At 41.6% G+C, this 26,816-nt stretch carries 23 protein-coding genes; 21 read left to right on the top strand and 2 right to left on the bottom strand.

All coding sequences use genetic code 11. From position 1 onward, the window contains the following. Positions 1 to 26: 26 nt before the first annotated feature. The gene (locus BLS16_RS16740; RefSeq protein ID WP_092334819.1) at positions 27 to 1,235 is read right to left on the bottom strand and encodes a vWA domain-containing protein; all 1,209 of its coding nucleotides are present in this window, start codon (positions 1,233 to 1,235) and stop codon (positions 27 to 29) included. 8 nt (positions 1,236 to 1,243) lie between these two features. Beyond that, positions 1,244 to 2,107 (bottom strand): AAA family ATPase, encoded by an 864-nt coding sequence (locus BLS16_RS16735; protein ID WP_092334818.1) that lies wholly within the window; start codon positions 2,105 to 2,107, stop codon positions 1,244 to 1,246. Between the two features lie 678 nt (positions 2,108 to 2,785). On the opposite strand from BLS16_RS16735, the gene BLS16_RS16730 reads away from it, so the two are divergent. The 21 genes from BLS16_RS16730 to BLS16_RS16630 form a co-directional block, all read left to right on the top strand. After that, the gene (locus tag BLS16_RS16730; protein WP_092334817.1) at positions 2,786 to 4,471 is read left to right on the top strand and encodes a GspE/PulE family protein; all 1,686 of its coding nucleotides are present in this window, start codon (positions 2,786 to 2,788) and stop codon (positions 4,469 to 4,471) included. Positions 4,472 to 4,521: 50 nt separating this feature from the next. Beyond that, positions 4,522 to 5,724, top strand: a complete 1,203-nt coding sequence (locus BLS16_RS16725) for a type II secretion system F family protein (protein ID WP_092334816.1) — start codon at positions 4,522 to 4,524, stop codon at positions 5,722 to 5,724. Positions 5,725 to 5,743: 19 nt separating this feature from the next. Continuing rightward, entirely contained in the window at positions 5,744 to 6,130 is a 387-nt protein-coding gene (locus BLS16_RS16720; RefSeq protein ID WP_092334815.1) for a pilin, read from the top strand. Between the two features lie 80 nt (positions 6,131 to 6,210). Next, on the top strand, positions 6,211 to 6,564 hold the full coding sequence (locus BLS16_RS16715) for a type II secretion system protein (protein WP_092334814.1): 354 nt from the start codon (positions 6,211 to 6,213) through the stop codon (positions 6,562 to 6,564). Between the two features lie 17 nt (positions 6,565 to 6,581). Next, complete coding sequence (locus tag BLS16_RS16710) at positions 6,582 to 7,112, top strand: PilW family protein (RefSeq protein WP_176786210.1); 531 nt, start codon at positions 6,582 to 6,584, stop codon at positions 7,110 to 7,112. 61 nt (positions 7,113 to 7,173) lie between these two features. Then, positions 7,174 to 8,184 (top strand): pilus assembly protein PilM, encoded by a 1,011-nt coding sequence (gene pilM / locus BLS16_RS16705; RefSeq protein ID WP_092334812.1) that lies wholly within the window; start codon positions 7,174 to 7,176, stop codon positions 8,182 to 8,184. 4 nt (positions 8,185 to 8,188) lie between these two features. Beyond that, complete coding sequence (locus tag BLS16_RS16700; RefSeq protein ID WP_092334811.1) at positions 8,189 to 8,749, top strand: PilN domain-containing protein; 561 nt, start codon at positions 8,189 to 8,191, stop codon at positions 8,747 to 8,749. Between the two features lie 9 nt (positions 8,750 to 8,758). Next, the gene (locus BLS16_RS16695) at positions 8,759 to 10,114 is read left to right on the top strand and encodes a hypothetical protein (RefSeq protein WP_092334810.1); all 1,356 of its coding nucleotides are present in this window, start codon (positions 8,759 to 8,761) and stop codon (positions 10,112 to 10,114) included. 8 nt (positions 10,115 to 10,122) lie between these two features. Continuing rightward, a complete protein-coding gene (locus tag BLS16_RS16690; protein ID WP_092334809.1) occupies positions 10,123 to 10,956 on the top strand; it encodes a type IV pilus modification PilV family protein in 834 nt (277 codons plus the stop codon). A gap of 21 nt (positions 10,957 to 10,977) precedes the next feature. Next, positions 10,978 to 13,557: a DUF2572 family protein gene (locus BLS16_RS16685; protein WP_092334808.1), complete on the top strand. Its 2,580-nt coding sequence runs from the start codon at positions 10,978 to 10,980 to the stop codon at positions 13,555 to 13,557. Positions 13,558 to 13,995: 438 nt separating this feature from the next. After that, positions 13,996 to 18,591 (top strand): X2-like carbohydrate binding domain-containing protein, encoded by a 4,596-nt coding sequence (locus BLS16_RS16680; RefSeq protein WP_092334807.1) that lies wholly within the window; start codon positions 13,996 to 13,998, stop codon positions 18,589 to 18,591. Between the two features lie 190 nt (positions 18,592 to 18,781). Next, positions 18,782 to 19,573 carry a prepilin peptidase gene (locus BLS16_RS16675; RefSeq protein ID WP_486598908.1) on the top strand — a complete coding sequence of 264 codons (792 nt, stop codon included), beginning with the start codon at positions 18,782 to 18,784 and terminating at the stop codon, positions 19,571 to 19,573. A gap of 245 nt (positions 19,574 to 19,818) precedes the next feature. Then, a complete protein-coding gene (sigK, locus tag BLS16_RS16670; RefSeq protein WP_092334805.1) occupies positions 19,819 to 20,562 on the top strand; it encodes an RNA polymerase sporulation sigma factor SigK in 744 nt (247 codons plus the stop codon). 68 nt (positions 20,563 to 20,630) lie between these two features. Beyond that, positions 20,631 to 21,161, top strand: coding sequence for a YqeG family HAD IIIA-type phosphatase (locus BLS16_RS16665; protein WP_092334804.1), 531 nt, complete (start codon positions 20,631 to 20,633; stop codon positions 21,159 to 21,161). A 271-nt stretch (positions 21,162 to 21,432) separates the two neighbouring features. Beyond that, complete coding sequence (gene aroE / locus BLS16_RS16660) at positions 21,433 to 22,272, top strand: shikimate dehydrogenase (protein WP_092334803.1); 840 nt, start codon at positions 21,433 to 21,435, stop codon at positions 22,270 to 22,272. A gap of 18 nt (positions 22,273 to 22,290) precedes the next feature. Next, positions 22,291 to 22,737 (top strand): prepilin-type N-terminal cleavage/methylation domain-containing protein, encoded by a 447-nt coding sequence (locus BLS16_RS16655; protein WP_092334802.1) that lies wholly within the window; start codon positions 22,291 to 22,293, stop codon positions 22,735 to 22,737. Positions 22,738 to 22,759: 22 nt separating this feature from the next. Then, entirely contained in the window at positions 22,760 to 23,908 is a 1,149-nt protein-coding gene (gene aroC, locus BLS16_RS16650; RefSeq protein ID WP_092334801.1) for a chorismate synthase, read from the top strand. Between the two features lie 13 nt (positions 23,909 to 23,921). Further along, on the top strand, positions 23,922 to 24,470 hold the full coding sequence (locus BLS16_RS16645; RefSeq protein WP_092334800.1) for a shikimate kinase: 549 nt from the start codon (positions 23,922 to 23,924) through the stop codon (positions 24,468 to 24,470). Continuing rightward, the gene (aroB, locus tag BLS16_RS16640) at positions 24,439 to 25,518 is read left to right on the top strand and encodes a 3-dehydroquinate synthase (protein ID WP_092334799.1); all 1,080 of its coding nucleotides are present in this window, start codon (positions 24,439 to 24,441) and stop codon (positions 25,516 to 25,518) included. Before BLS16_RS16645 ends, aroB begins: the two co-directional genes overlap by 32 nt. Positions 25,519 to 25,895: 377 nt before the next feature. Then, positions 25,896 to 26,237 (top strand): competence type IV pilus major pilin ComGC, encoded by a 342-nt coding sequence (locus BLS16_RS16635; RefSeq protein WP_092334798.1) that lies wholly within the window; start codon positions 25,896 to 25,898, stop codon positions 26,235 to 26,237. A 228-nt stretch (positions 26,238 to 26,465) separates the two neighbouring features. Then, positions 26,466 to 26,816, top strand: a 351-nt coding sequence (locus BLS16_RS16630) for a helix-turn-helix domain-containing protein (RefSeq protein WP_143015545.1), incomplete at its 3' end; no start/stop codon positions are given.

Genomic DNA, 26,816 nt, shown 5'->3' with positions numbered 1-26,816 from the left:
TTAGCGTTTATCTAAACCGTCCCTTTCTACTTCCGAACCATTAATTTTTTGATGGCTTGATCAAGTCCTTCTAAGGTTAACTCATACATGGGAAAGACGCTGCGGACCATTTTTATGGTGTGAGAGCCGTGAACCCGATCCCAAAATTTTTCCGGTATGGGGTTAAGCCAAACATTATAAGGGAAATTTTTAGCCAAGCGCTGCAGCCAGGTAAATCCCGGTTCTTCGTTGCTAACATCCCAAAAAATATTGCCGTCAATCATCGTCAGTTCACTGGGGGCCATAGCCGCATCCCCGATAATAATAACCTTGTAATCAGAACCCAGGGAATGCATAACATCATAAGTTTTGACGGCTCTTCTGGGGCTGCAGCTGGGGTCCAGGTGGAGCAAATCATAAAAACAATTGTGGAAGTAATAAAACTTTAAATCTTTAAAATGAGAGGATCTATGCACTGCTGAAAACAATTGGCTGCATATGTGAGCATAAGGGGCCATAGAGCCCCCCGCATCCATTAAGACAATTAGTTTTACCGCGTTTTTGCGGGGTCTTGTCCAAACAAGCTTTAGTTGACCGGCATTCTTACAGGTTTCATCAATGGTATCCTCTAGATCGAGCTGATCTTTTGCTCCATCAATACGTGTACTAAACTGGCGTAATTTACGTAAAGCCACTTCAAATTGGCGTACGCCTAAGGTTTTGTCGTTGCGATACTCTCGGTAGTTTCGCTCGGAGGCCACTTTCACCGCAGATTGCCCATGGGACTCCCCGCCTATGCGGATGCCCCCAGGATGAAAGCCGGAGTGCCCAAAAGGGGAATTTCCCCCTGTTCCTACCCAGGTATTCCCGCCGTGATGAGGCCCATCTTGTTTGCGCATACGTTCTTCTAAAGCTTCCTTAAGACTTTCCCAATTGGGCAAGCCTAATTTGTTCAAGATATCGTTGCGTTCTTCTTCAGAGAACATTTTAGCCGGCAGAGGATTTTCCATCCATTTTGAAACCTGATCCAATAACTGTTCAGGGGTTGCTATCCCCTGAAAGTACTTTTGAAAGGCCAGGTCATATTGGTCAAAATGACTTTCGCTCTTAACTAAGACTGCCCGAGCAAGATAGTAAAACCCAGAAAGACTTGATTCAGCTAAGCCTTGGCCCAGGGCTTCCATTAAGGTCATCCATTCTGTGATAGAAACGGGAACCCCTTCCCGGCGTAATTGATAAAAAAAGTGTGTAAACATAGGCCATTCTACCAGCCACGTCTGCTGGCACGGGACGTGCCATCTGTCTCACGCAAGTGCAGCTGCCTTAAAGCTAGATCGAAATCCTGGTTCTTCTTTAATAACGCTCCGAGAAAGGGGATCTCTTTGGCAATCTTATCAGGATCAATTCCTCCGATGGTTATGGCTTGCACCCAATCGAGAAGTTCGCTGGTACTGGGTTTTTTCTGTAAGCCTGAGACACTGCGCAGCCAATAAAAGGACTTTAAGGCCTCGGCAAGGAGGATGGTATCTAATTGGGGGAAATGGACATGAACAATCTCTTCCATCATTGTTTGATCGGGAAAGTCGATATAATGGAATACACAGCGGCGTAAAAAGGCATCCGGGAGCTCCTTTTCTGCGTTGCTTGTTATAATCACAATGGGACGATGCTTGGTTGCAATGGTTTCTCCGGTTTCAGGGATATAGAAATTCATAACGTCCAATTCCCAAAGCAGATCATTAGGGAATTCCAAGTCAGCCTTGTCTATCTCATCGATTAAAAGTACCACCCGCTCCTCGGACTGGAAGGCTTCGCCAAGTTTTCCGAGCTTAATATACTGTTTGATGTCGGATACATTTTGCCCGCCAAATTGACTGTCGTAGAGGCGCTGAACTGTGTCATAGACGTAGAGCCCGTCTTGGGCTTTAGTGGTGGATTTAATATTCCAAACTATTAAGCGGAGGCCCAGGGAGCGAGCGATGCTCTCGGCGAGTACGGTTTTCCCTGTGCCGGGCTCTCCTTTTATCAGGAGCGGTCTTTTTAAAGCGACTGAGATATTGACACTATTGCTCAGATCCTTGGAAACTATGTAATCCTCAGTACCTTGATAGATTAGCTCATCGGTCATTTAGGTATTTCCCCCTGTTCTGATTAAACTTGTATCAACATAATACCACTATTTGGTGGGTTTTGGGCAATAATTTATCAGACTATTGAATTTTTATAGCGTGAGGGATTGGATTAAGTCTATTCCTCTTTTCTCCATTGATTGAGAGGAGCATCAAACTAACATCTAAATTACAAAAAATGGAATTATAGCCTCGATCTTGTTGTGAGAACTGACTTAGTAGTACGAAGATTACTTTAGCAGATAATAATTAAATTTAATTGCTTACAAAGGTTAAGTAGTTTTAACATATAGAATATCTTCAATAATTATTAGTTGTTTCCATAACAAATTAGAGCGTTTAGAGATGCATTAAGTTGCAGAACTATTGACTATTCATAGCTTTAGCGATACTATTATGAATTAATATAGGTCAAAAGTCCCATAGACTATAGACCAAAAGTCCTAGCGAACTTTGTCAAAAAATACATACTTTGAGATTATTTTGGGGACAAGTTAAATTTTACACTAGCCGTTTAAGGATATTTTCCATTAATATTAAATATTTTTTATGCTATAATATACCTATTATTGTTTTAATTACATATTAAGCCTGAATCCATTAAAGAGAGAATTAGTCGTCCGGGTTCCTTGGGGGGTAAATTAAAGCTTGCAACGGAAAGGTGTCAGTAAGAGTGTATGGAAAAGCCTAAACAGAAAATAAAGCTGGGCGAACTCTTAATGGGAGCAGGAATGCTTACACAGGCTCAGCTAGAAGAAGTGTTAGCTGAACAAGGAAAGTCCAGAAAACGGATGGGTCAAATCCTTATTGAGCGTAACATTCTAACAGAAGAAGAAATCATGGATACTCTCGCTGTGCAGCTTTCTCTCGAACGGTTCGATATTGGCAAAGCCTTTATTGATCCGGAAGTAGCTAGATGCATCCCGAAAGAAGTGGCTAAAAAATATAATCTGATTCCCTTTGGTGAAAAAGATGGCAAACTGCAAGTAGCCATGAGCGATCCTCTCAATATCTTCGCCATAGACGACATTTCCTTTATTACTCAAAAGACGATTCAACCTTGCATTGCAGGATTTGAGGCTATTGAAAAGGCCATCGAGCTTTATTTCAGCAAACAATCAACTGATAAGGCCTTAGAAGACTTGAAAAAGGAATATAAAGTTGAACTTGACGGCAAGTACGATCAAGCTATCATTGATGAAGTTCAGAGCGCGCCGGCAGTAAGGCTTACCAATTCAATTCTTAATCAGGCCATTACTTCTGGGGCAAGTGACATACATATAGAACCCTTTGAAAAGGAAGTAAAGGTTCGTTATCGAATTGATGGAGTCTTGGTGGCCAGTATGGCGATCCCTAAGAGCTTGTACTCATCAGTGTGCACCCGCATCAAAATCATGGCGGGGATGAACATTGCTGAAAATAGAATCCCTCAAGACGGAAGGAACGAAATGGAGGTCGGGGGGAGGAGCTATGATTTCCGGGTTTCCTCATTGCCTACTGTATTCGGTGAGAAAATAGTAATTCGGATTCTTGATGGAAAAAACTTTGATCTAAACAGAAGTATGATTGGCTTTACTAATCATGATAATGCTATTCTTAACCGGATTCTAAGCATGCCCTATGGAATCGTCCTCTTAACCGGTCCTACGGGAAGTGGGAAATCTACGACCCTTTATACAATTCTAAAAGAGTTTAACACTGTCGATAAAAATATTGTAACTGTTGAAGATCCTGTGGAATACACCTTGTTGGGTATTAACCAAGTTCAAGTTAATTCAAAAGCAGGATTAACCTTTGCTTCCAGCTTGAGAAGCATTCTCAGACAAGATCCGGATATTATCATGATCGGGGAAATGCGGGATGAAGAAACGGCTCATATCGCAGTCCGGGCTGCTATAACCGGTCACTTGGTATTTTCCACCCTCCATACCAATGATGCTCCGACCTCCTTGACCCGCTTAGTAGATATGGGGATTGCTCCTTATCTAGTTGGGGAGTCCACTATTGGGATCATAAGCCAAAGACTCCTGCGCAAACTCTGCCCCTCCTGCAAAAGAGGTTATCTGGCAGATGATCGGGAGAAAAAAATCCTGCGGGATCTGAACGTTGTGAAATTATATAAACCAACAGGTTGCCCCGCTTGTAATAATACCGGCTATAAAGGCCGTATTGCCATTCATGAGGTCTTATACTTAGATAATAAAATGCGCAGTATTATTGAAAAAGGTGCCAATGCCGATGAATTGAGAACACTTGCCGTCAAGAACGGGATGGTGCCCCTTTATGAGAACTGTAAGAGACTTGTTATCAATGGAGTTACCAGTATTAATGAAATGGTTCGTACAGTCTACGCCAGAGATTAGCCTATAACAATAAACACTTCTGAATCTCGAAATGAGGTAGAAAAAGAGAGATGCCTATTTATACCTTTAGGGCCAAAAAGTTAAATGGAGAAGAACTCACGGGTACTCAAGAATTTGCGTCCATAGAGGTTCTTAAGGCCATGTTGTCTGACCAAGGATTTTTTCTGATAGATGCTCAGATTAAAGGAAAAGAATACAGCTTTGGCGAATTGCTCAAACGAGTTGATATGAAGGATATTTCCCTTTTCTGTCGACAATTCTCGGTTATTCTAAATGCTGGGATTCCCATCGTCGAGGCTATAGCGATATTGCGAGATCAGGTAGAAAAGAAAAAGTTTAGAGATACCTTGGAAGATGTCCATGACCAACTCCAAAGAGGGAACCTGTTTTCCAGCACGCTGCTGGCTCATCCCAAGGTTTTCCCGGATTTTATGATAAATATGGTTGAAGTGGGTGAAGCCAGTGGTACCTTAGACTCCATTATGATTAGCTTGGCCGAGTATTATGAAAAAGAGAACAAGCTTCGCCGTAAAATCAAAAGCGCCATGACTTATCCCATGATTCTCCTGATTCTGATGATTGGCGTGGTCACCTTACTGATGGTGAAAGTTCTGCCGACCTTTGCCAATATCCTGCAGTCTATGGGCGGGGAATTGCCTGCCTTGACCAAAATTCTCATGGGGATGAGCGATTTTATGGTTAAGAATATGGTTCTGATTTTTGCTATTGTGGCACTTGGAGGAATAGGGCTAAGAGTTCTTTCCAAGAATGATGAATTTAGGTTTTGGTGGGATTCTTTAAAGCTAAGAGCCCCGGTTATTAAAACAACCGTTGTAAAAGTAATCACTGCTCGATTCGCGAGAAGTATGGGGATTTTACTTAAAAGCGGCATACCGATTATCCGCTCATTTGAGATTATGAATGATTTGTTGGGTAATCGATTGGTAGCTCACAAGTTTACCGAATGCCGGGATGAAGTTATGGAGGGCAAGGGGATATCAGGCTCCATTAAGAAGATGGGAGTGTTTCCCCCTATGCTAATTCATATGATTGAGGTAGGAGAAGCCACCGGACAATTGGACGAAATGTTAACTAGAACAGCTGGATTCTTCGATGAGGAGGTGGAGGAAGCCATCGAGAAACTGACGGCCATGCTTGAACCTGCCATGATCGTGATCATGGCAGTGGTCGTAGGGACAGTGGTTATGGCAATGATGTTGCCAATGGTCAGCATTATGCAGACTGTACATTAATTAAGGGGGTAGAAAAGGGATGGAATTAAGACAACGGATGGACAAGCTTAAACAAAAGCAAAAGGGTTTTACTCTTGTGGAATTAATTGTCGTAATAGCTATTATTGGCATCCTGGCTGGTGTCATGTTGCCTAGGTATTTTGGGTTTACTGATGATGCAAGGGAGCAAGCGGCAATGTCAGAAGCCAGAGTTCTTAAGTCACTTTACGATATGGACTATAGTACCAATGGAACTTGGAAAGATATAGACGGTAAATCAACAGTAACTCTGAATGGCTCAAGTTCGACCTTTTCAGGAACTATTTCGTGTCCTGATACGCCGGATGGAAGTTTTACCTTTGTGCACACTAATAGTTGGTCAATCGCATGCACGATCGATGGAAAGTTGACTTCAACGAAACCATAACACCTGTACCCTACTAATTATCAATTAAGAATCATAATAACGAACAGTTATTATGATTCTTATCTAAAGGGGTTATCAGTTTGTCAAGGAATAGAGGTTTCACTTTAATCGAAATGATGATAGTGCTTGTGATTATCGGAATCATAGTCAGTGCTGGATATCCTAGCCTCCCTGAGGCGGTGAATAGGTCCAGAGAGACTGAGCGATCGAGGCATGAATATGTAGTCAATAAAGCTTTAAAACAGTACTATGCCCTAACGGGGAAATACCCTGAATATACATTACCCGTCAACTTGTCATCTCTAAAGGACGACCTGTATAGCCAAACTGGTGTTTCCCTAAATGTAGAAAAGTACCCCAATACTTCCCCACAAACATTTAGAGACCCCGATGGAGATGGAAAGTGCGAAATTAGTTCACTCCACGTTAAGTGATGCATGAGGAATCTAACATGAAAAAAAAGAGCTCAAAGGGCTATACACTCGTAGAATTAATTGTAGTTATGGCGATAATGGGCATCTTGGGTACAACCCTTCTAACAATGATGAATACGGGTGGTAAACTCTACAGAGATGCTAATGCAATCATGGAAGAGCAAAGTAATTCAAGACTAGCTATGTCATACATAACTATGAGAATTAGACAAAATGATGTTAAAAATAATATTAGTATAAAAAATGTAAGTATAGATAGCGAAATGTATAGGGCCTTAACTATTGTTGATTCCACTAATTCGAGTAGATCCTATTGGATTTGTTTTGATACAACGACTAATAAATTAAAAGAGCATATTGTTACCAGCACATCAACCTCAGTCTCCGACATAGCAGATGTGAGTGACTTCATAATAAAAAAGTTAGATAGTGTTTCAAACATGCCAACCACACTACATATTGAAGTCACCTCTAAGGATGGAACAATCCACTTAAATGAAGATCTTACTCTAAGATCTCCACAACAAAACTTACCCATAGAAAACTAAGGACCAGGGCTAACGTCTGTTCCATGATATAAAATCACAAATTGAGGCCGGGAGGAACATCATGTTCGGGGATAACAAAGTTCTAGGTATAGATATCGGAACGCGTTTGACGAAATTTGCATTACTGAAGCAAGGAACCAAGCCGGAAATCAAAGCCTGGGCAATTGTTCCTACCCCACCGGGGAGTGTGTCCGACGGTCTGATTCGGGATAGGGAAGCCGTTCTGGATATGCTCAAGAATGCAATCAGCGAGTTTAAATTAACGGCGAAAAAAGTTGCTGTGACAATTCATTCTTCCGGCATTATGCTTCGAGAGCTTAATTTGCCTGCTCTTGAAGATGAAGAAATCGAACCTGCTGTTCAATTTGAATTATCCCAGAGTTTTCCGGATATGATCCAAACCCACTCTACAGCTTTCAAGATATATAGCAAAACAAATGATCGTCTCAATGGTATCAGTACATCCTGCCCGAAACATATTGTAGATAGCTATATTGAGATGTTTGCCGATTCCGGCCTTAACCTAAAATATGTTGATGTTAATGCCAATACTTTGGCTAAAACCTATAATCACTTTGTTCATCCCCCGATGCAGGGGGATTCGGTTTTAATTGTGGATCTCAGTTATGCCATGTCACAAGTTAATGTTTTAGTGGATGGGAAGTTAATTCTAAGTCGCAGTGTTTCAGGCGGAGGATCCTTTGTTGATAGTTTGATTGTCAACCGTTTCGAGATTACCATGGAGGAAGCAGAAGCGGCTAGGCAGTCAGGGTATAAGAATTTGTCAATAAGCCAGGATGAGTTAGATTCCTGTCTTCGTTTAGGATATTCCTCGGTGGAGGAACAGATGAGACAAACCCTGGATTATATAAGGTATAGTAAGCTTCCGGATGGGATTAAAGAGATTTGTCTTACCGGCGGAGGCAGTGATTTTCCTGGTCTGGAGACCTACTTCAGTGGTATGTTCAGGACGCCTGTCACTATTGCCCAATCTGATAGTATTCCCCTTGAAGTCTCAGATAAATTTTTTATATTGATGCCGGCGATTGGCGCGGCTTTGAGGGAGGACTAGTGTCTTGAAGGATATTAATCTGATTTTAAAGACTCAGCAACAGAAGAGGGAACGTCAAAACTCCGGAATGAGTCAAAAATTCGGAATAGCTGTTATAGCTGTTTTAGTATTAGGGCTGTTCGGATATGGGATTCTAACCTTTCTTCATACTCGTTTGGAAAAGAAGGAGTTAGCAATTGAACAGAAAATAGCGGAAGCGGCCCCGGTCGTTGAGCTAAAGAAAAATATCTCCGCCAAACAAGAAAAGATCAATAAACTTTCTGGAATGGTAGATTTAGTAGCTTCTCAATCTACAATTAATACAAGAATATTCGAGGGCATTTCCAGCGTCATGCCAGAGAGCGTTTTTATTGTCAATTACTCTGTAAGTCAAACTGGAGAATTCAATATAATTGGTAAAGCAAAGGATATGGACAGTATCGCGTATTTTGTTCACGAACTGAAGGGCAATGGCTTGTTTAGTGATGTCTATCTAAGCAATGTAAGTGATACTACCAGTAAGAATACGGAAACTAGAGTGGAACCAGAGTATAATTTTTCAGTTCTTTTAACTTTGAAAAAGTGAGGAAAAACTATGAAGCTTAAGATTGATTTGTCTAAACTAAGGAATCTCGGCTTAACTTTTAAGTCCCAAAAGAGCAAAAAGATGCCGAGACTCTTGCAAAAAGTTAAAAACAAGCGTCCCAAATCATCCTCACTAAGTCTTTCGAAAAAGGATTTTATACTCTTATCCGTATTGATCTTAGGACTTGAAGGATATGGTTTGTATAATTTGGTTCTAGATCCTAAGTGGCAGGAGTTTAGTAAACTAAAAACAAGCTATGCTGCGAAGGAATTAATTGCTGCTAACTTCGAAAAGGATCTGGCCCAAAAAGATCAATATCAGGAGAACCTTAAGTTGTTGGATTACAAGTATAGTACCTTAACAAAGGTTATACCTCACGAGATTCCTCAAGAGGAAATTGTCTTGATCCTTAACAAATTAGCCAAAGACAGAGAATTGGATATTAACGGAATAGCACTGAGTACAATATCTTATGTGAGCAAAAAGGATTACGAAGCCGGGAAAGTTACCTCGGATCACCAGGATGGAGGTAAAGCAGTCACAACCACAAGTGTAACCAGCGATGCTAAGAATGGTGAAGGAACTTCGCCAACTAGTGCAGAGGCGAATAAGACCACTGCTAAACCCCAGCTGGCAAATGACATGGTCATTGTGGAAGAAGTGGATATTGCCTTCTCGGGGAGTTATGGTGCTTTATATAATTTCCTCAGTGACCTAGAAAAGAGTGAACGAAAAATCATTGTTAAAGAAGTTAGTATGACCAGAGGGACAGGGGACTTATTAAAAGGGCAGCTCAAAGTTCAATATGTAGGGTATGTAACCACTGATGATAAGAGTACGTATTCTTTAGAAACTCCGCCTGTGAATGGTAAAATCAGTCCGTTTCAGGCTTATCTAGGATTTGAAGACAACGTTCCAGCTTTGACGGATGTCTCCTCAGCCCAAGGGCCCGCCCCAGTCAAGACGTATAATCCTAATTTTTACCTTTTGCTTAATACGAATGATGATAGTGCGCCCAAGATAATCATGGGGGATTACACTAAGAATGGTACGGAACTTTATAGCGATAGCAATAGTAGTGTCAGGGGGAAGTTATCCATCAGTGGTAATCAAGATAATATGACTTACTCATATACACTAGGTGGGTCTACGCAAACAAAAAATGCTAAATTAGTTATAGATAGCGGAAAAATACGTTTTGATGTGATTTCAAAAGCGCGTAAGAGTGAGCAGGATAAGGTAAGCTTAACACTCGACGTTGATAATAAAACAGACTATCCCTTAGAAATCAATGTAATAAATGATGATAAACAAGTCCCTCGGTTCAGTCTCGGTAGTAAACTCGGCAGTGTAACAATAAAGTAGGTGAGCTGTTGAACTATAAGCGTAACCAAGGTTTTACCCTAATTGAAGTGATGGTTGCTCTGGCTGTGGTGGCCATTGTTTCAACGTCGCTCCTTCAAATGTTCGTGACAACTACGTATGTTAATAAAGACGCACAGCTTACCGATCTAGCCAATACAATTACTGTCCAACAAGCTGAAACGTTTAAAGCTGACCCATTAGGCTACAGTCATGGAAAACGATATTTGCACATCTATTATAAAGGGAATGGTGACCCTATAGAACCAATTCCCTTTGATACAACCGATACTCCCGATTTAACAGATATTCCAGTTGATATTCCTGATGAGGCTGTGATTATGGTTAAAGGCGAGTGGCAGTCAGACTCTAGCATTCCAACAGCATCTGATACGGGGTATTATCCTGATTTCGCTAAAATAATTAATTTGTCAGATTACACTGCTGACTTATCAGTGATAATAAATCAAATCGATACCAATTATAATGGCAGCGTGGAGTCAGCACGAAGTACTACGTCTATTGATACGACTAAGATAAAGAATAAATTTTTGCCTATTAGGGTTGATTATGGAAGTAGATTAAGAAATATAAAGTTAATCAATAACTCTGATTTGGAAGTGCAATTCTATGTTTATTATACAGTGAATGACAGTGATGTAACGTTTGATACAGGGCAGGGAGCTTCAAGTGTATCTTACGTTCGCGACATCAGTTCCAGTTCCAGTAATATAAGGTGCGATTTGAGGCTTACTGCCTTTCGATTAAGCAAAGATGCCGCAAATGAGTATGTTGGTACAAAAATGTTTGATTACTCAGCAAATAAGTACATTCATACTAATTAAATTCAGGATGGAGCGAGAGGGATGCCAAGACGGATACGCATCAATCTGAAAAGTGAAAAGGGTAATGCGCTGCTTATGGCATTGTCTATAATTCTCATACTGACCTCTTTTGGTACAGTTTCACTTATGACAAGCGTGGCTAATATCCAAATGAGTGCCAAACATCGGGATTGGTCCAAAGATTATTTTAAACTGGATATGGAAGCAGAGAGAAAGGTGAACGATTTAAGTGCACAGCTGGAAATAGCTGAAGCTCAAGCCCAACGTTACATGGCTGGGCATTATTATGCTAAAGATCAGACAGATATCGATTCAGATGACGAGCTTAGAATTGGAGTTTTGGACGGACAAGAATATATATATACTCAATGGCAAACTACCTTAGACCCAAACACGTCGGACGCGGAAAAAAAGAAGTTTATGGAGGATACTTTAAAAAGGGTTTATTATTATTACGCATCTAGCTTGATGCAATTGAATTTGCACCAAACTGATGGATTTACAACATCTTATCTAAAGAATAATACGGAACCGATTAATGATTTAAATGCCTATCAGCGTGCATTATTTGATGATAGTTATATTCTGAATGATTTAAAGTTGATTGAAAAAATTGCGGTTAATGATTCCTCTGTAATCGGAAAAGCTGTTTCCGTCAAGCTCAATGTTCAGCTTCCAGCTTATGAGATGGTACAACAATCGAAAAAAATAACATTTAATGGTAATCCTGTTTGGACGAATGTAATTACAGCGACTGGCAGCATTGGCTTTGAGGGAAGTGGAGATAAAAGAATTAATGGAGATTTGTTTTCTGCAGATAAGGATGAGTTTCCTGAAAACCAAGTTATATTCTTTCAAGACAGAGATGATACAACACTTCTGAATGACAACGACACAAATGTTTATCCAGCTGGTGTATATAGCGACGGGGCAAATGTAGATATCTATGGTAATGTGTATTCCAGAGGGAATCTTCATATAATTGGTAGTCAATCTGAGATAAATGTTCATTTGTATTCAGATTCATCAACTTCAATTTCTACTGATTTAAAGAATCAAGTATTTGCTAACAACAATCTTTTTTTCGATTATAGAACCATGAAAGACATAGCTCATACAATGATAACGTCTTCTGATGATTTCATTCAAAACTTAATGACCGCTGATAAACCTTACATTCCTTTAATTTATGAGGATGTATATGGTGGTAATGTATACTGCAACAGCCTTTCGGTGGATGAAAAAAATTATAAGGGTCAATATGTCGACAATAGTGTAATCTCTGTAGATGGTAATGTAACTGCATTTAATGATATCAAAATGAATGGAACAAGTTCTGAAATAACAGTCGGCAGCTCGCTGGGTCGTGGGAATTTAATTGGAATTAATTCTGAGGCAATTAAGAAGGATCCTAATGCTTGTAGCACTGTGATTAATAACAAGCCACTATCACAAGATGGAAGTTCTGGAAGCACTATAAAATTAAACGGAAAATTTATTGTGCCGGGAACCGCATATGCAGAGTATGCAGGATACAGAGCATACGAAGAATACATGGAAAATAATGATGCAAGTTATGATACAATTAGCAGCAAAAGGTATTATCGAACGGGCGAAAGCATCACAGCACGTAGTTCAAATATTTTTAGTGCTTATCTGACGCCGGTGCCATCAGATATTTTGAATGATTCCACAAATCCTTGGCATAATGCATTTTTACAATACATGTATGTTTCTGACCAATATACTCTAGATCCCCAGTCGGGTAACTCTTTCTATTTATTACGGGGAGAGGAACCCCCTACACTTAATAAAGAATCAGATAAATTTGATGCAAAAAGACTTCGATTGGTTGAACATCTGGGAAGAGACCCCGTTCAAACAAATATTTTTTCAGGTTTGGACCCTGATAAAGTAGAAGGATATTCGCTGGGGGAAGCATTACTTCATGGTAGGATTGTCCATGGACCAAAAATCACTTACCCTGATCCCGCCGATCCCACTAATTACCGTCTTGATCTCTCGACTGATCTCCAGCCCCATTCTATTCTTAGATATATTGATAATCAAAATGCTTTCGGTACCTTTCAAGAATCATTATACAATTCATTTATCGCTAAAACATGGAATCTTGGTACTGCCGACAAACTAGCAACTAGCTTTGATGGAGTCTTCGTTGAAAAATCCGCAATCTTTACTAATACTACATTAAATACGGCTATTAACGTCATCCCTTCCGAAAAACCCACCTTCGTCTATCTCAAGCCGTCTTTTGGTAGTCCGGCTATTCTAGACCTTAGCAATTCTTCCGAACTTAAGGGTATCATTTATTGCGAAGGTGATTTGGATATTGTTGGAGATGGTTCGTTAAATGGAACAATTATTTGTGAAGGAAATGTAAAAGTGGAGGGTAGTCCAACCATTACTTATGACGAAGATGTAATTCAGACAGTATTGGTAGCTGATGGAAATGCAAGGAGATTTTTTGCAAAATTATCAATGGGTGATGATACTAATGTCACAACGACTTCCTATGACGGAGCAGTGAGAAAAAATGTAGTGCGTTACAAAATTGTTGAATGGAAGGAGATACAGCAGTAGTAATTGTATCCGTTCCGATTTATTATCAGAGCGCTAATCATTATGGCATTAATCTTAGTTTTATGATGAGTTTGGTAGGATTGACCTACTTTGCTTAAGAAAAAAATGTAAACTATTTCTGCATTGTATATTCGACCTAATTATATGGATAAATGCTACGCGAGTCATAGGGCGGGGTAGCGAATATATACATTGTACGTTAATAAGAGAGTTGTATGAAAGGAGAGATATCATTAGTCGGTATGGAAAAATTAGAATTAAATTAAAAAAAGATGGTTTTGTTTTAGAGAGAACACACCTAAGATCCTTTTCTTTTCAAATTATTACATACTTGGAGTATCTTTATCGGTTGAGACCGCGATGGCTTTTTCACCAAACAGATCTTTGAGCAATCACGTTACCTTGAAGGCTTTCTCATTTTGAACGGGGGGGTTACTTATGTATACATCATTAGTTCAAGGTCTAGCTATACTCAAGAAAAACAAAGTATTGAAGACAGTAAGTTTTCTATTCCTTTTTATGCTTATAATTGCAGCGGTTCCAGCCCAGGTACATGCTGCTGCTGTTCCCATTAGTGTTGACCAATTCACCCCAGCCAATGTGGCTGGTGACGGTGGGACAAGCCTATTATGGAAGAGGGCGAACGCAAATACGACTTCTACAGGTATTCTGCGGATTGTTCCTAATACTGGCAATCAACATGGAATAGTGGTTCGACGCAGCAAAGTTAAGCTTACCGGCGGTTTCAGTACGTATTTTGTAATGAATATGAATGGTAGTAAGTCAGCCTTGCCAGCAGATGGACTGACCTTCGTCGTTCAGAGTAACCCAGAACCTAAGGTAGGAAACTGGGGTGCAGGACTGGGTTATCAGAGCGTTGGGAAATCTCTGGGAGTTGAATTCGATATTTGGAAAAATACGGGTTGGGACGTTGCAACCTCAACGGGTCAGTACTATTATGATCCGAATGCCAACCATGTGGCGATCGTAAAAAATGGTAATAACATGCATGATCCGGTAAATAAGGATGCGATCGATGACGGTACGTTAACAACGGGAACTGTGGTGACTACAGGAGCAGGGACCGCGTTAACTCGGACTAATCCAGGAACTCTTACTCTTTACAAAGAGGATGGAACCCTCGATGTCAACGTCTGGATTGACTACGATGGAACCACCCTGACAGCAACGTATGGACCTTCTTCGACTAAAACATCAAGTTCCAATCGTGTAATTTCTAAAAACGTTGGTAATGAGTTAAACAACCAAGAAGTTTATGTTGGCTTTTCTGGGTCGACGGGAGGCTCAAATGCTAATGTAGATATAAAAAAGTGGTATTTTACTGACACCTATGATCCAGACCCTGTTGTTCCTCCAACACAGGGGGCAAATAGTGTGGGGATAACATTAATTCCAGGATCAATTAATCCAACTGCGGCAAATTTCCGAGTCAAGGATATCAACAATAATGATATGTTAAATCAGAACGTTGCTGTTTATATAGATGATAGTACTACTCCCATCGCCACTATCAATACTGGTACAGACGGTGCCCAAGCCACCTATAGCATAGGAACATTGGCAGCAGGCAGTCATACTATTAAAGGGGTTGCTGCCAATGGCGGAGCCTCAAATTCTGCTTCTTTTAGTATAATAATACCGATTACAGCCATAGGGCCCATAAGTGGTTCACCTCAAGTCGGAGCAGTATTGACAGCAGGAGCCTTGACACCCGAAGGAGCTAACGCGAGTTACCAGTGGCAAATCGCTTCTGCAGTAAGTGGCAGCTATTCAAACATTACAGGAGCAACAGGAACCACATATATCCCAGTTGCAGCTGATTTAGCTAAGTTCATTAGAGTAGTGGCGACAGGTATCGGTAATTACTCGGGTACAGTAACAAGTGCACCAACTCAAGCTATAGCAGCTCCACCTTCACTTTATATTAGCCCTTCAGCAGCAACAATTCCATTTGGCTCTAAGCAACAGTTCGAAGCCCTTTTTAGTAACAGTGCTTCTAACGCATTTGACTATTCGATTTTCTCAGGGAGTTCGAGTGATTTATTGGGGATATATGGAAGTAGCTTGACAATTAATGGAGATATTCATACAAATAATGCTTTTCAATCTAGTTCTTCTAACTTCAATATGACCGGAACTTGCGAGGCTGTAAAAACAGTGAATGTATGGGGTAGCAGCATAAATATGAAAACACCTGTTGAAAATGCTGCCTATATAGACATGCCTGACTTTAGTGAAATCATTAAAACTCAGGCTAATGCAGCTGGACAATCATATGTAGGAAATAAAAATTATAGCAATACTGACATCAATCTTTCATCTCCGATTTATGTAACGGGTAATCTTACAATAAGTGGCAGTCGAATTTCCGGAAAAGGTACAATAGTGGCAACTGGAGACATAACTATCAGTGGCAGTGGTATATCTTTGGCCAATGATGCATCTGTCTGCATTTATTCTAAGAATGGTAATATAACTGTGAGTAGTTCTGTTGCGACACTGAATGGTATTTTTTATGCTCCAAAGGGGAGAATTGGTGTGTACGCATCTAATGAGACTATTAATGGTCGCCTTATCGGAAATACTGTCCAATTATCCTGCAGTACATTAAATATTACTAGTAGTGCTAACGATTTATTAAGTATACCTGCAAGTGGACCATTACCTGTAACTCCGGTTTGGTCAAGTAGTAATCCAAGTGTGGCATCTATTTCGTCAGATGGAGAAGCCACCGGCAACGGTTTAGGCACCTGTACAATAACCGCTAGTTATTTATTTAATAATACTACCTATCATGCTTCGGCCCAGCTCACAGTAGCTTCCCAAACAGCGATCAGCCCAACGACAGCAACGTTTGACAAAAACCCCGATAATACGAGTGAGGGTCACTATGCGGACGTAGCGACAACCATGACCTTATACGGAGCGACTTTAGGCAGTATAAAGAACGGAAGCTTAAATCTGACCTCAGGTAGTGATTATACGATTAGTGGAAACATTGTCACAATTAAGAAAGCCTATTTGGCCACACAAAGTATAGGGACGACGAACCTAACGTTTACTTTTAGTGACGGAAGCACTAAGACATTGACCGTCTCGGTGAGTGATAGCACGCCGCCAACGATAAGCCCAACGACAGCGAAGTTTGATAAAAACAGCGCTAACATAAATCCCGGTCATTATGCTGATGTTGCAACAACCATGACCTTAAACGCAGCTACGTTAAGCAGCATCAAAAACGGAAGTGTAACTTTAACAGCAAACGATTATACAATTAGCGGAAGCAGCGTCACGATTAAGAAAGAGTATTTGGCCAAACAAAGTGTGGGGACAACGAGCCTGACGTTCACCTTCAGTGACGGAAGCACGCAGACTTTGACTATTACAGTGAGTGACAGCAGGCAGCCAACAATCAGCCCAACAGTGGCAACCTTTGATAAAAACAGTGCGAGTACGAACTTTGCAAATGTCAGCACAACGATGACCTTGTACTCAGCGAGCTTAGGCAGTATCAAGAACGGAAGCGTAACTTTAACTGAAGGCAGAGACTATAACAGAAGCGGAAGTACAGTAACGATTCTGAAAGAATATCTAGCGGCACAAAGTGTGGGAACTACGAGCTTGACGTTCACTTTCAGTGACGGAAGCACGCAGACTTTGACCGTTACGGTGAGCGACAGCACGCCGACGATCAGCCCAACCACAGCAACCTTTGATAAGAACACGTCGAATACGAGCACAGGACACTATGCGGATATAACAGTAACACTGACATTGAAAGGAAGCAGTTTAACTTCCATCACAAATGGAAGCACTACCTTGAATGCAGGCAGCGACTACACCGTCTCGGGGAGCAATGTCACACTCAGCACAAGGTATCTATCAACACTACCGACGAGCGAAATCCCAACGAACCTTACATTCACCTTTAGCAGTGGGAACATGCAGGTATTGGGGATCGCGGTGAGCGATAGCACGCCGACGATCAGCCCAACCACAGCAACCTTTGATAAGAACACGTCGAATACGAGCACAGGGCACTATGCGGATATACAAGTAACGATGACGTTGAAAGGAAGCAGTTTAACTTCCATTACAAATGGAAACACCATCTTGAATGCAGGTATCGACTATACCGTCTTGGGGAGCAATGTCACACTCAGCACAATGTATCTATCAACACTACCGACGAGCGAAATCCCAATGAACCTCACCTTCACCTTTAGCAGTGGGAACATGCAGGTACTGGGGATCACGGTGAGCGATAGTACGCCGACGATCAGCCCAACCACAGCAACCTTTGATAAGAACACGTCGAATACGAGCACAGGGCACTATGCGGATATACAAGTAACGATGACGTTGAAAGGAAGTAGTTTAACTTCCATCACAAATGGAAGCACCATCTTGAATGCAGGCATCGACTACACCGTCTCGGGGAGCGATGTCACACTCAGCACAACGTATCTATCAACACTACCGACGAGCGAAATCCCAACGAACCTCACCTTCACCTTTAGCACTGGTAACACGCAAGTATTGGGGATCACGGTGAGCGACAGTACGCCTACACTTTTATTGTCAAATCCTAGTATTACAACTAAAAGTGGAGATCATAAAATCTCGATATTACCAAATGTCCCAATTCAGGCAAGTGTTTCTTTTGACCTGAGTGGTGAAGCTAATTATCTGAGGATGAATTTCGATGAAAGTAACGCGAAAGTTGAAATTACAAATATCTATCACGATAATCAGCGAATCAGCCTCAAGAAGGATAGTACAGACCCGAAGAAATTACTTCCTGACACAACTTTCGTAAGTGGTAGGTACACCTTCGATGCTCTGATAACAGATGTCAAAGAAGTAACAGAAGAAGGCAACCCTTTACTCATTATACTAACTGCGACTGCTCAGAATGCGAAAAACCCATCAGCCCCAGATACAAGTATTAAGGTCGACACGTCTTCTTTGTCTTTAAGTATAAATGTAGGAACAGCTCCACCCTTGCACTAATTGAAGACACTATTCTGTTGATTATGTCCAGTAGATATAATTGAGAGAAGACCTCCCAAGTTTGAGTTGTGCTAGCAATGAAGCAAAAACCTCAAATTGCTGGAGGTCTTTTCTGTGAAACCCTAGGGCGCAGATGTATAGTTGTTTGGGTTCAGAATCTGAAATTAATAAAAAGGATGATTGTATGCTTATGTACGGCATTATTTTCATTTTCGGCTTTATCATGGGTTCTTTTCTAAATGTCTGCATCTACAGGATCCCACGAGGGGAGTCCATAGTATCTCCAGCAGCACACTGTCCTAACTGTGGAACCAGACTGAAACCATTTGACCTTCTTCCGCTCTTAAGCTACTTGATACACCATGGAAAATGCCGATATTGTGATCGAAAAATATCCCCTAGGTATCATTTCGTCGAATTGCTTACAGGAATCGTTTGTGTAACCTTGTTCATTAAATATGGATTGACAGTTGACTTCTTGGCCTTTCTGTTTTTAACCTTTATCTTGATCGCTGTCTTTTTCATCGACTTAGACCATCAGATTATTCCTAATCAGCTGGTAATTACCGGACTTATTGGGGGAGCAGTCCTCTTTGTTTATAACCTTTTCCTGCCTTTCCAAATCTATTCTGACGATCGTTGGTGGAATCCATTACTAGGTTTAGTTTCTGGCTCTGGATTTTTATTCGGTGTTAGCTTAATCGGACTAGTTATTTACAAGGGTGATGAGGTCATGGGCATGGGAGATGTAAAGTTATTCGCGCCAATCGGGTTATTTCTGGGTTGGAGAATGACGTTACTTGCGCTCTTTCTTTCAGTTGTTTTGGGAGGAATGTTGAGTCTGCTATTGATCCTCTTTGGTAAAGCGACCAGAAGAAGCAGGATCCCTTTCGGGCCGTTTATTGTTATTGGCACATTTACAACAATCATGTGGGGTTGGCAGCTCTTGCACTGGTATGTGAACAACTATTTATATTACTAGGGTAGCGGAGAGATATCTGTGAAACTCGGTGTATTTCTAATGATTGTACCATTTGTACTTTAAGATAATAGTCTTATTATAAACTGAAATTGATAAGGTAGTTGTCGGACTTCTTGTAATTTGTTTATTGAAAACCGCCTCCCTGAAACATGGGTGAGGCGGTTTTCAATAAATTAAAGTGGATAAGCAAAATCTCCAATTTCTAAGCATAGGTATTAGAATACCATGCGAAAGGAGTGGAGAATTTGATCGCAGAACTGTTCTTTGTTAGCGTAGCTCTCTCAGTTCTAAAGGGAGTCACCTTACTTGTCTCGTATATCAATAATAACGCCTTTCCACAACCCCTAAATGAGCAGGACGAGGCGCGTTATTTAAGAATCCTAAGTGAAAGCAAGACTGAACCATTCACCTTAACTCAGGAAGTGGAGAATGCCCGCAATATCTTAGTGGAGCATAATTTGCGTTTAGTGGCTCATCTTGTTAAAAAATTCGATGGGACTGGAGAAGATGGAGATGATTTAATCTCCATTGGGACGATTGGTCTAATCAAAGGGATAAATACCTTTGATCCCAATAAAGGGACCAAGTTGGCCACTTATGCTGCCCGTTGTATTGAAAACGAGATTCTGATGCATTTAAGATCTTTAAAAAAATCCCGGGGTGAAGTTTCGATCTATGATCCAATTGGCATGGATAAAGAGGGAAATGAAATTTCCCTCATTGATGTCTTAGGTTCTAATGAAGAGGATATTTCCTTAAAGGTTGAAAATGAATCCGAGCAAAAAGCTTTACTCGAACTTGTCAAAAAGCTGACCAAACGGGAAAAACTGGTTCTTCAATTGCGCTATGGATTAATGAACAGTCCCAAGAGGACACAACGCGAAATTGCCAAAGCCTTAGCAATCTCCAGGTCATATGTTTCGCGCATCGAAAAGAAAGCTATTCAAAAATTAATGGAAGAGATGGCAAAGATTGATCCAAATAGATAGTCCGTTACTTGCTCTTGTGGCATTCTCTAAGGTATAATGATAGAAACTTACACACTTTGGAGGATTCTATGTTAGAGTATTTTCAACCGACGCATCAAGCTAATTCCCTCGATCTCATTCCTGTAGAACAGCTTAGTCGGGATGGGATTCGCGGGCTAATCATAGACTTAGATAATACTATGACCCCATGGAATAATTTGGAAGTAGCTCCTAAAGTGGAAACCTGGTTTAAAAAGGTTAAGGCAGCTGGAATTCGAGCATGTGTGGTGTCGAATAACAGTAAACGACAGCGTGTAGCCGTAGTAGCAGATCAATTAGGGATACCTTTTGTTTTCGGAGCCACCAAGCCGCGCCGCAAAGCATTTCGGGCAGGAATGAAGCTCCTGGAAACAGGCCAAAAGGATACTGCAGTGATCGGAGATCAGTTATTTACGGATATTTTAGGCGGAAATCGTCTTGGGTTATATACGATTTTAGTCACCCCCATTAATGATCGTGAGTTTATCGGAACCCGGATTATGCGTCGAATAGAGAAGGTGCTCGTTTGGATTATGAAGCATTTCGCTTCTGCGAAACCCTTCAGCCCGAAAATTCATTAAGCATTAAGGAATGGCTTAGCCATTCCTTTTTCAGTATATTAGCCCCCCGTCAGGTAGTATAATTTTTTGGGGTGCCACAGAGTACCCTTTTCCTTCCCAATGCATTAAGCGGACAAGCTTGTGGCCAAAATCGGAAACGTTTCCGATTTTGGATCTGAAGGTTTGGGGCGTTGACAAGCTCTGATTAGTGCTCTTGCTTGGGTGAGTTTAGAGTTGAGGTAGGCTATATTGGCGTAGAATAACGGAAAATGGATATAAAGGAATGTTATCCGTGGAAAAACAATTTGCAGTTATAGGTAATCCAATCAAGCATTCTCTCTCTCCTGCCATGCATAATGCTGGGTATGAGACATTAGGGATTAACGCAGAATATCAGCGCTTTCGGGTAGAAGAGCGTTGTTTGGAAGATGCGGTAAAAGGTCTCAGGGCTTTGGGCTTTGCTGGGTGGAATGTCACGCTGCCTCATAAGGAAGCTATTGTTTCCTTTATGGATTCGCTAACTCCTGAAGCAGAGAAGGCTGGAGCAGTGAACACTGTGAAAAACCAGGATGGTCGCTTGATTGGTCACAATACGGATGGGAACGGATTTGTTCGTTCCGTAGAAAATGACCTTAGAGGATTAATAGGGAAAAAAGCAGTTCTTCTGGGTGCAGGCGGAGCCAGTAAAGGGATTGCTATGGCTCTGGCCCAGCAGGGGATGAATTTGCATATCCTCAATCGGAATCTGGAAAAAGCAAAAAGTTTGGTTCAAATCATTCACAGCGTGGGGGGAACAGCGACATTTGGAGAGTTCGAGCCGGGAGACTGGCTGGAAAACCTGGATCTCTTAGTGCAGACTACCTCTGTAGGGCTGAATAAAGAACCCTTTCCTTTTTCTATTGAAGGGATTAATAAAGAGGCTCTGGTTGTCGATATAATATTTAACCCTTTGGAAACCAGTTTTTTGAGAGAGGCTAAGAAGTTGGGATGCCGCACTCAAAATGGCCTGGAAATGCTTCTCTATCAAGGTGCCTTAGCTTGGGAGTTTTGGCTTGGTGAACAGGCCCCCCTTGATGCAATGAGGCAAGCCCTTAAAAATCAGCTTTTTCAGGGTATGTTTTATAAAGAATAGATTAAAGGGATGAATGTTATGGTGAGTGCATTAAAAGTCAGGGGCCGAGAGCAGGGATTTACTCTGCTGGAGATACTGCTGGTTCTGATCCTTTTGGCAGGCTCGGGCTTTTACTTGCTCATCAAGCTTCCCATTAACTTTGAAAGACAGCACTTAACCTTTCAAGCAACTCAACTGTTAGAAGATATACGGGATACTCGGCAGGCGGCAATGGCTGAAAATAATTGGTACGCCGTTAAATTTTATTACCAAGCAGGGGATCACCATTACCAAATATTCAAGCAAGGCAAATTAATAAAAAACGTCTACTTCAAAGATGGCATCAGTTTTTTAGGCAGCCCGGGAGATTTAACCTTTAATGCTTTAGGACGAAGTGTGGGGACAACGATCACTTTGACAAATTCCTTGGGTGAACAGAAAAGTGTCATTGTGGCCCCGGTAGGTATGCGCATTCGGGAGAAGTAAGACATAGAAGGGGAAGACGAAAGTGCGGTTTTTAACGGCAGGGGAATCACACGGTCAGAAATTAGTAGGAATTATCGAGGGCCTTCCCGCGGGAATGAAGATTTCCAAGGCTTACATTGATAAGGCTCTCGGAAAGCGTCAACAAGGCCCCGGCAGAGGCGGTCGAATGGCCATTGAACAAGATGAAGTCCAGCTTGTATCCGGAGTGCGGGGCGGATTAAGTACAGGAGCTCCAATCGCTTTAGAGATTCTCAACCGAGATTGGGAGAACTGGGAGAAAATTATGACCTGGAGGGATGAGGCTGATGTTGAAAGCCGAAAAGTTCTGACTCCTCGTCCTGGACATGCTGATTTGACGGGATCACTCAAATATCGTACTGAAGTTCGGAATATCCTCGAACGGGCGAGCGCCAGAGAAACAGCGATGAGAGTAGCCACTGGGAATATTGCCAGGCAGATGCTGGATTCCTTAGGGGTGGAAATTCGCGGACATGTCCGTGGAGTAGGTGGTGTTCACGCCAAATTTACCGATGAGGCAGCTTATTGGCAACACGTGGAACAGTCGGAGTGGTCCGTTGGCGATCCGGTGGCTGAAGAGCAGATGGAGAAACAGCTAATCTTGGCTCGAGAACAAGGGGAATCACTAGGTGGAATTCTGGAAGTACAGGTTCATCATCTTCCGGCAGGATTAGGATCTCATGTACAGTGGGATCGAAAATTAGACGGAAAGATTGCCCAAGCAGTCCTTTCTGTTCAAGCAATCAAAGGTATTTCCTTTGGCCTAGGGTTTGAAGCAGGTGATCGTATGGGCTCTAAGGTTCATGATCCAATTTGTTATGCAGAGGGTAAGGGCTTTTCCCGGGCTTCCAACAATGCCGGCGGAATAGAGGGTGGCATGACCAACGGAGAACCAATCATTCTTCAAGCGGTTATGAAACCAATTCCCACCCTTTATCAGCCTTTAGATACGGTACATTTAGAAACTAAAGAAGTGGTAAAGGCAAGTGTAGAACGTTCCGATGTCTGTGCCGTGCCGGCGGCCTTAGTCGTGTTAGAACACGTAGTGGCCTGGGTCATTGCAGAAGCGGTACTGGATAAGTTTTCTGCAGATAGTTTTATCGAACTAGAAAATGCTTGGCAGGAGTATCAAGCATATTTACGACAAAAGTGAGAGGAGGATCTCCATGCGGAACATTGTTCTCATTGGATTTATGGGAACCGGCAAAAGCACGGTTGGGAAGCGCTTGGCTCAGTCACTTTCTTGGAACTTTGTTGATACAGACTGTGAGATTGGAGAAGTAACCAGTTTAAGTGTCAGTGAAATCTTTCGTCGGCATGGGGAGACTCGTTTCCGTTCCGAAGAGAGTATTGTCGTTTCCAGGCTTAGTCAGCAGGAACAACTTGTAATTGCCACGGGAGGCGGAACTGTCTTAAATCCACTCAACTTGAGTGCTTTGGCTAAAAACGGAATTGTGATTGCTCTCCATGCTTCTTTGGAGGCGATTCTTAGTCGGATTGGGCATAAGAATGATCGCCCACTCCTTAAAGGTCCCAGAGAAGCCATTGAAAAGCTTTGGTCTGAAAGGCAGAACGTGTATGTCCAAGCGGATTATATAGTAGATACGTCGCAAAAAAACGTGGATGAAGTTGTCAAAGAGATTCTTCTTCTGCTAGAGAGGGTGATGAAGGATGAGCTTAGCGATGCAGCAAAAGATCGAAATAGCGGCAGATAAACCCTATCCCGTGTATCTGGGGTCATCTCTTGAAGGTCTGGGAGAATACCTCCACCATCAATTCGACGATATAGAGCATATCTTGATAGTTTCCCATCAAGTTGTTGCAGACCTTTACGCTCAACGACTAATGAAGGGTTTGCAGGATTACCGTATCAATCTCCTAATTGTCCCGGCCGGAGAAGAGGAAAAGTCCCTGGATCGCTTAAGTCAGCTCACGGCAGAAGCTTTAGGCCATGGCACAGATCGCAAATCCCTGGTCATTGCTTTGGGCGGTGGAGTTATCGGAGATTTAGCCGGATTTTTTGCCAGTATATTCATGAGAGGCATTCGCTTAATTCAAGTTCCTACAACCCTGTTGGCACAGGTAGACAGCAGCATTGGTGGAAAAGTGGCTGTAAATCATCCGGCTGGCAAGAATATTTTAGGTGCCTTTTATCCCCCTCAAGCAGTCTGGACAGATTTCTCAACCCTGGAAAGACTTCCTTGGGAAGAAGTGGAGAATGGCTTGGCTGAAAGTATCAAGCATGCTTTGATTGCCGACGGGGATCTTTTTCAGTTTTTTGAGAATGAACAGAAACCTATTAAGCAAAGGGATAGCTTGATTTGGAGTGAAATGGTAACCCGCTCGTCCCTTGTCAAAATAAGAATAGTTTCTCAAGACGAACGAGAACAAGGGATTCGTGCTCTGCTAAATTTAGGACACAGTTTCGGGCATGCCCTAGAAACCGAGATGGATTACCGAGGTATAACTCATGGACAAGGGGTCAGCGTTGGGATTGTGGCTGCTGCGCATCTAGCCTTTGCCAAAGGACTAATGACCTCAGCAGAGGTGGATAGAGTAATTGCTTTGCTAAATTCTTATGGCTTGTTGACGAAAATTAAAGGGCTGGATTCGCAAAATCTATTATACAAAATGCAAGCGGATAAGAAAAATCAAGGGGGCCGAAAGATATTAATTCTTCCCCAAGGAATTGGGCAAGCCCTTGTATCTAAGGAATGCTCCGACTCTGAGATTTTAGCAGCTTGGAAAGAGGTTCTCATATAGTGAGAGACACAGTGAGAAGTCATTTCAGTTTAAGAAAAACTATGGACAAAGCACCAGTTTAAGGTCGTATCAGCTGAACTTCTCATCCAGAATTAAGAATTCTGGAGGGTTTTCAATGTTTCGAAGGAATAAATACTATTATAGGCTTTTAAGTAAGAAAATCTGGCTAGGCTCAAGGAGCTTTGTCAGATTTTCGCTGTTATTGCTGTAATAATATGCCAATCAGAGAAGTAATCGTGTGGTTAATCCAGAAGAGTAGCAATTGCCAGTATTTCTAATAAAGTTATGTCGAGAGCAGGAGGGATTTCTTAATAGATAGAGAAACAAGAAGTTTAATGTAATAATTTTCGTGTATTAAGTTGAAAGTTGTGAGTTAGTTGGGAAAGCAATCCGGTTTTACTTTATGGGAAGTTTTAATCGTCCTTTTCCTTATGGGAGTATTACTAACAACTTTTTCTCAACATTTCGGTTCTGCTTCCAAGACTGTACAGAAGCATATTAATCAAGCAAATATCCAAAGAATAGAAGGTGCTGCCCAACTATATAAGATTGATGTGGGCACTTATCCCAGCAGTGTTAGGCAATTAGTTCATAATCCAGAGAGTGTAAGGAATTGGCAGGGGCCATATTTGGATGAAATCCCTATCAATCCATTTGATTCGGAACTGGAGTATGAGATTGATTCCACCGGAAAAGTATCCGACTCTATGACCAAGTGAAGTCGCTGGACTAAACGGAACCCTTCGAGATTTTGGTGGGAGGGAGGTATAAAACTGTAGCCAAAATACATAAAACCCTATAAGACCCTATTGATAATTTATAATGCTGTTGGTGTGCAGTTACTAATGGGGTGCTTTTGAATTGTACTATTATTTAATTGGTGAACTTCCAAACTTATTGGTAATCCCCGCCATATTGCTCGAAGATGATCAAGGAGTTGCTTGAGAATGATACTGGGGAAGAAAGTTAGACTCAAGCCCACCGAAGAACAGGAACATCAACTGTGGAAATCTGCCGGAACTGCAAGATGGGCTTATAACTGGGCACTAGATCAACAAGAAAAAAACTTTGCTAAGGGCGGCAAGTTTCGTTCGGATCATGAGCTAAGAAAAGAATTAACCCAATTAAAGCAAACCGAAGAGTTCTCTTGGCTTTATGATGTTTCTAACAATATCACGAAACAAGCGATCAAGGATGCTTGTAATGCTTACAAAAAATTCTTCAAGAAACTTGCCGATAAACCAAACTTCAAGAGTCGAAAGAAATCAAAACCGGCTTTCTACAATGATGTTGTGAAA

This window comes from Desulfosporosinus hippei DSM 8344 (genome assembly GCF_900100785.1).
GTDB classification, from domain to species: Bacteria; Bacillota; Desulfitobacteriia; order Desulfitobacteriales; family Desulfitobacteriaceae; genus Desulfosporosinus; species Desulfosporosinus hippei.
Note: the sequence above shows the minus strand (reverse complement) of the source record. Positions and strands in the feature narration are given on the sequence as shown.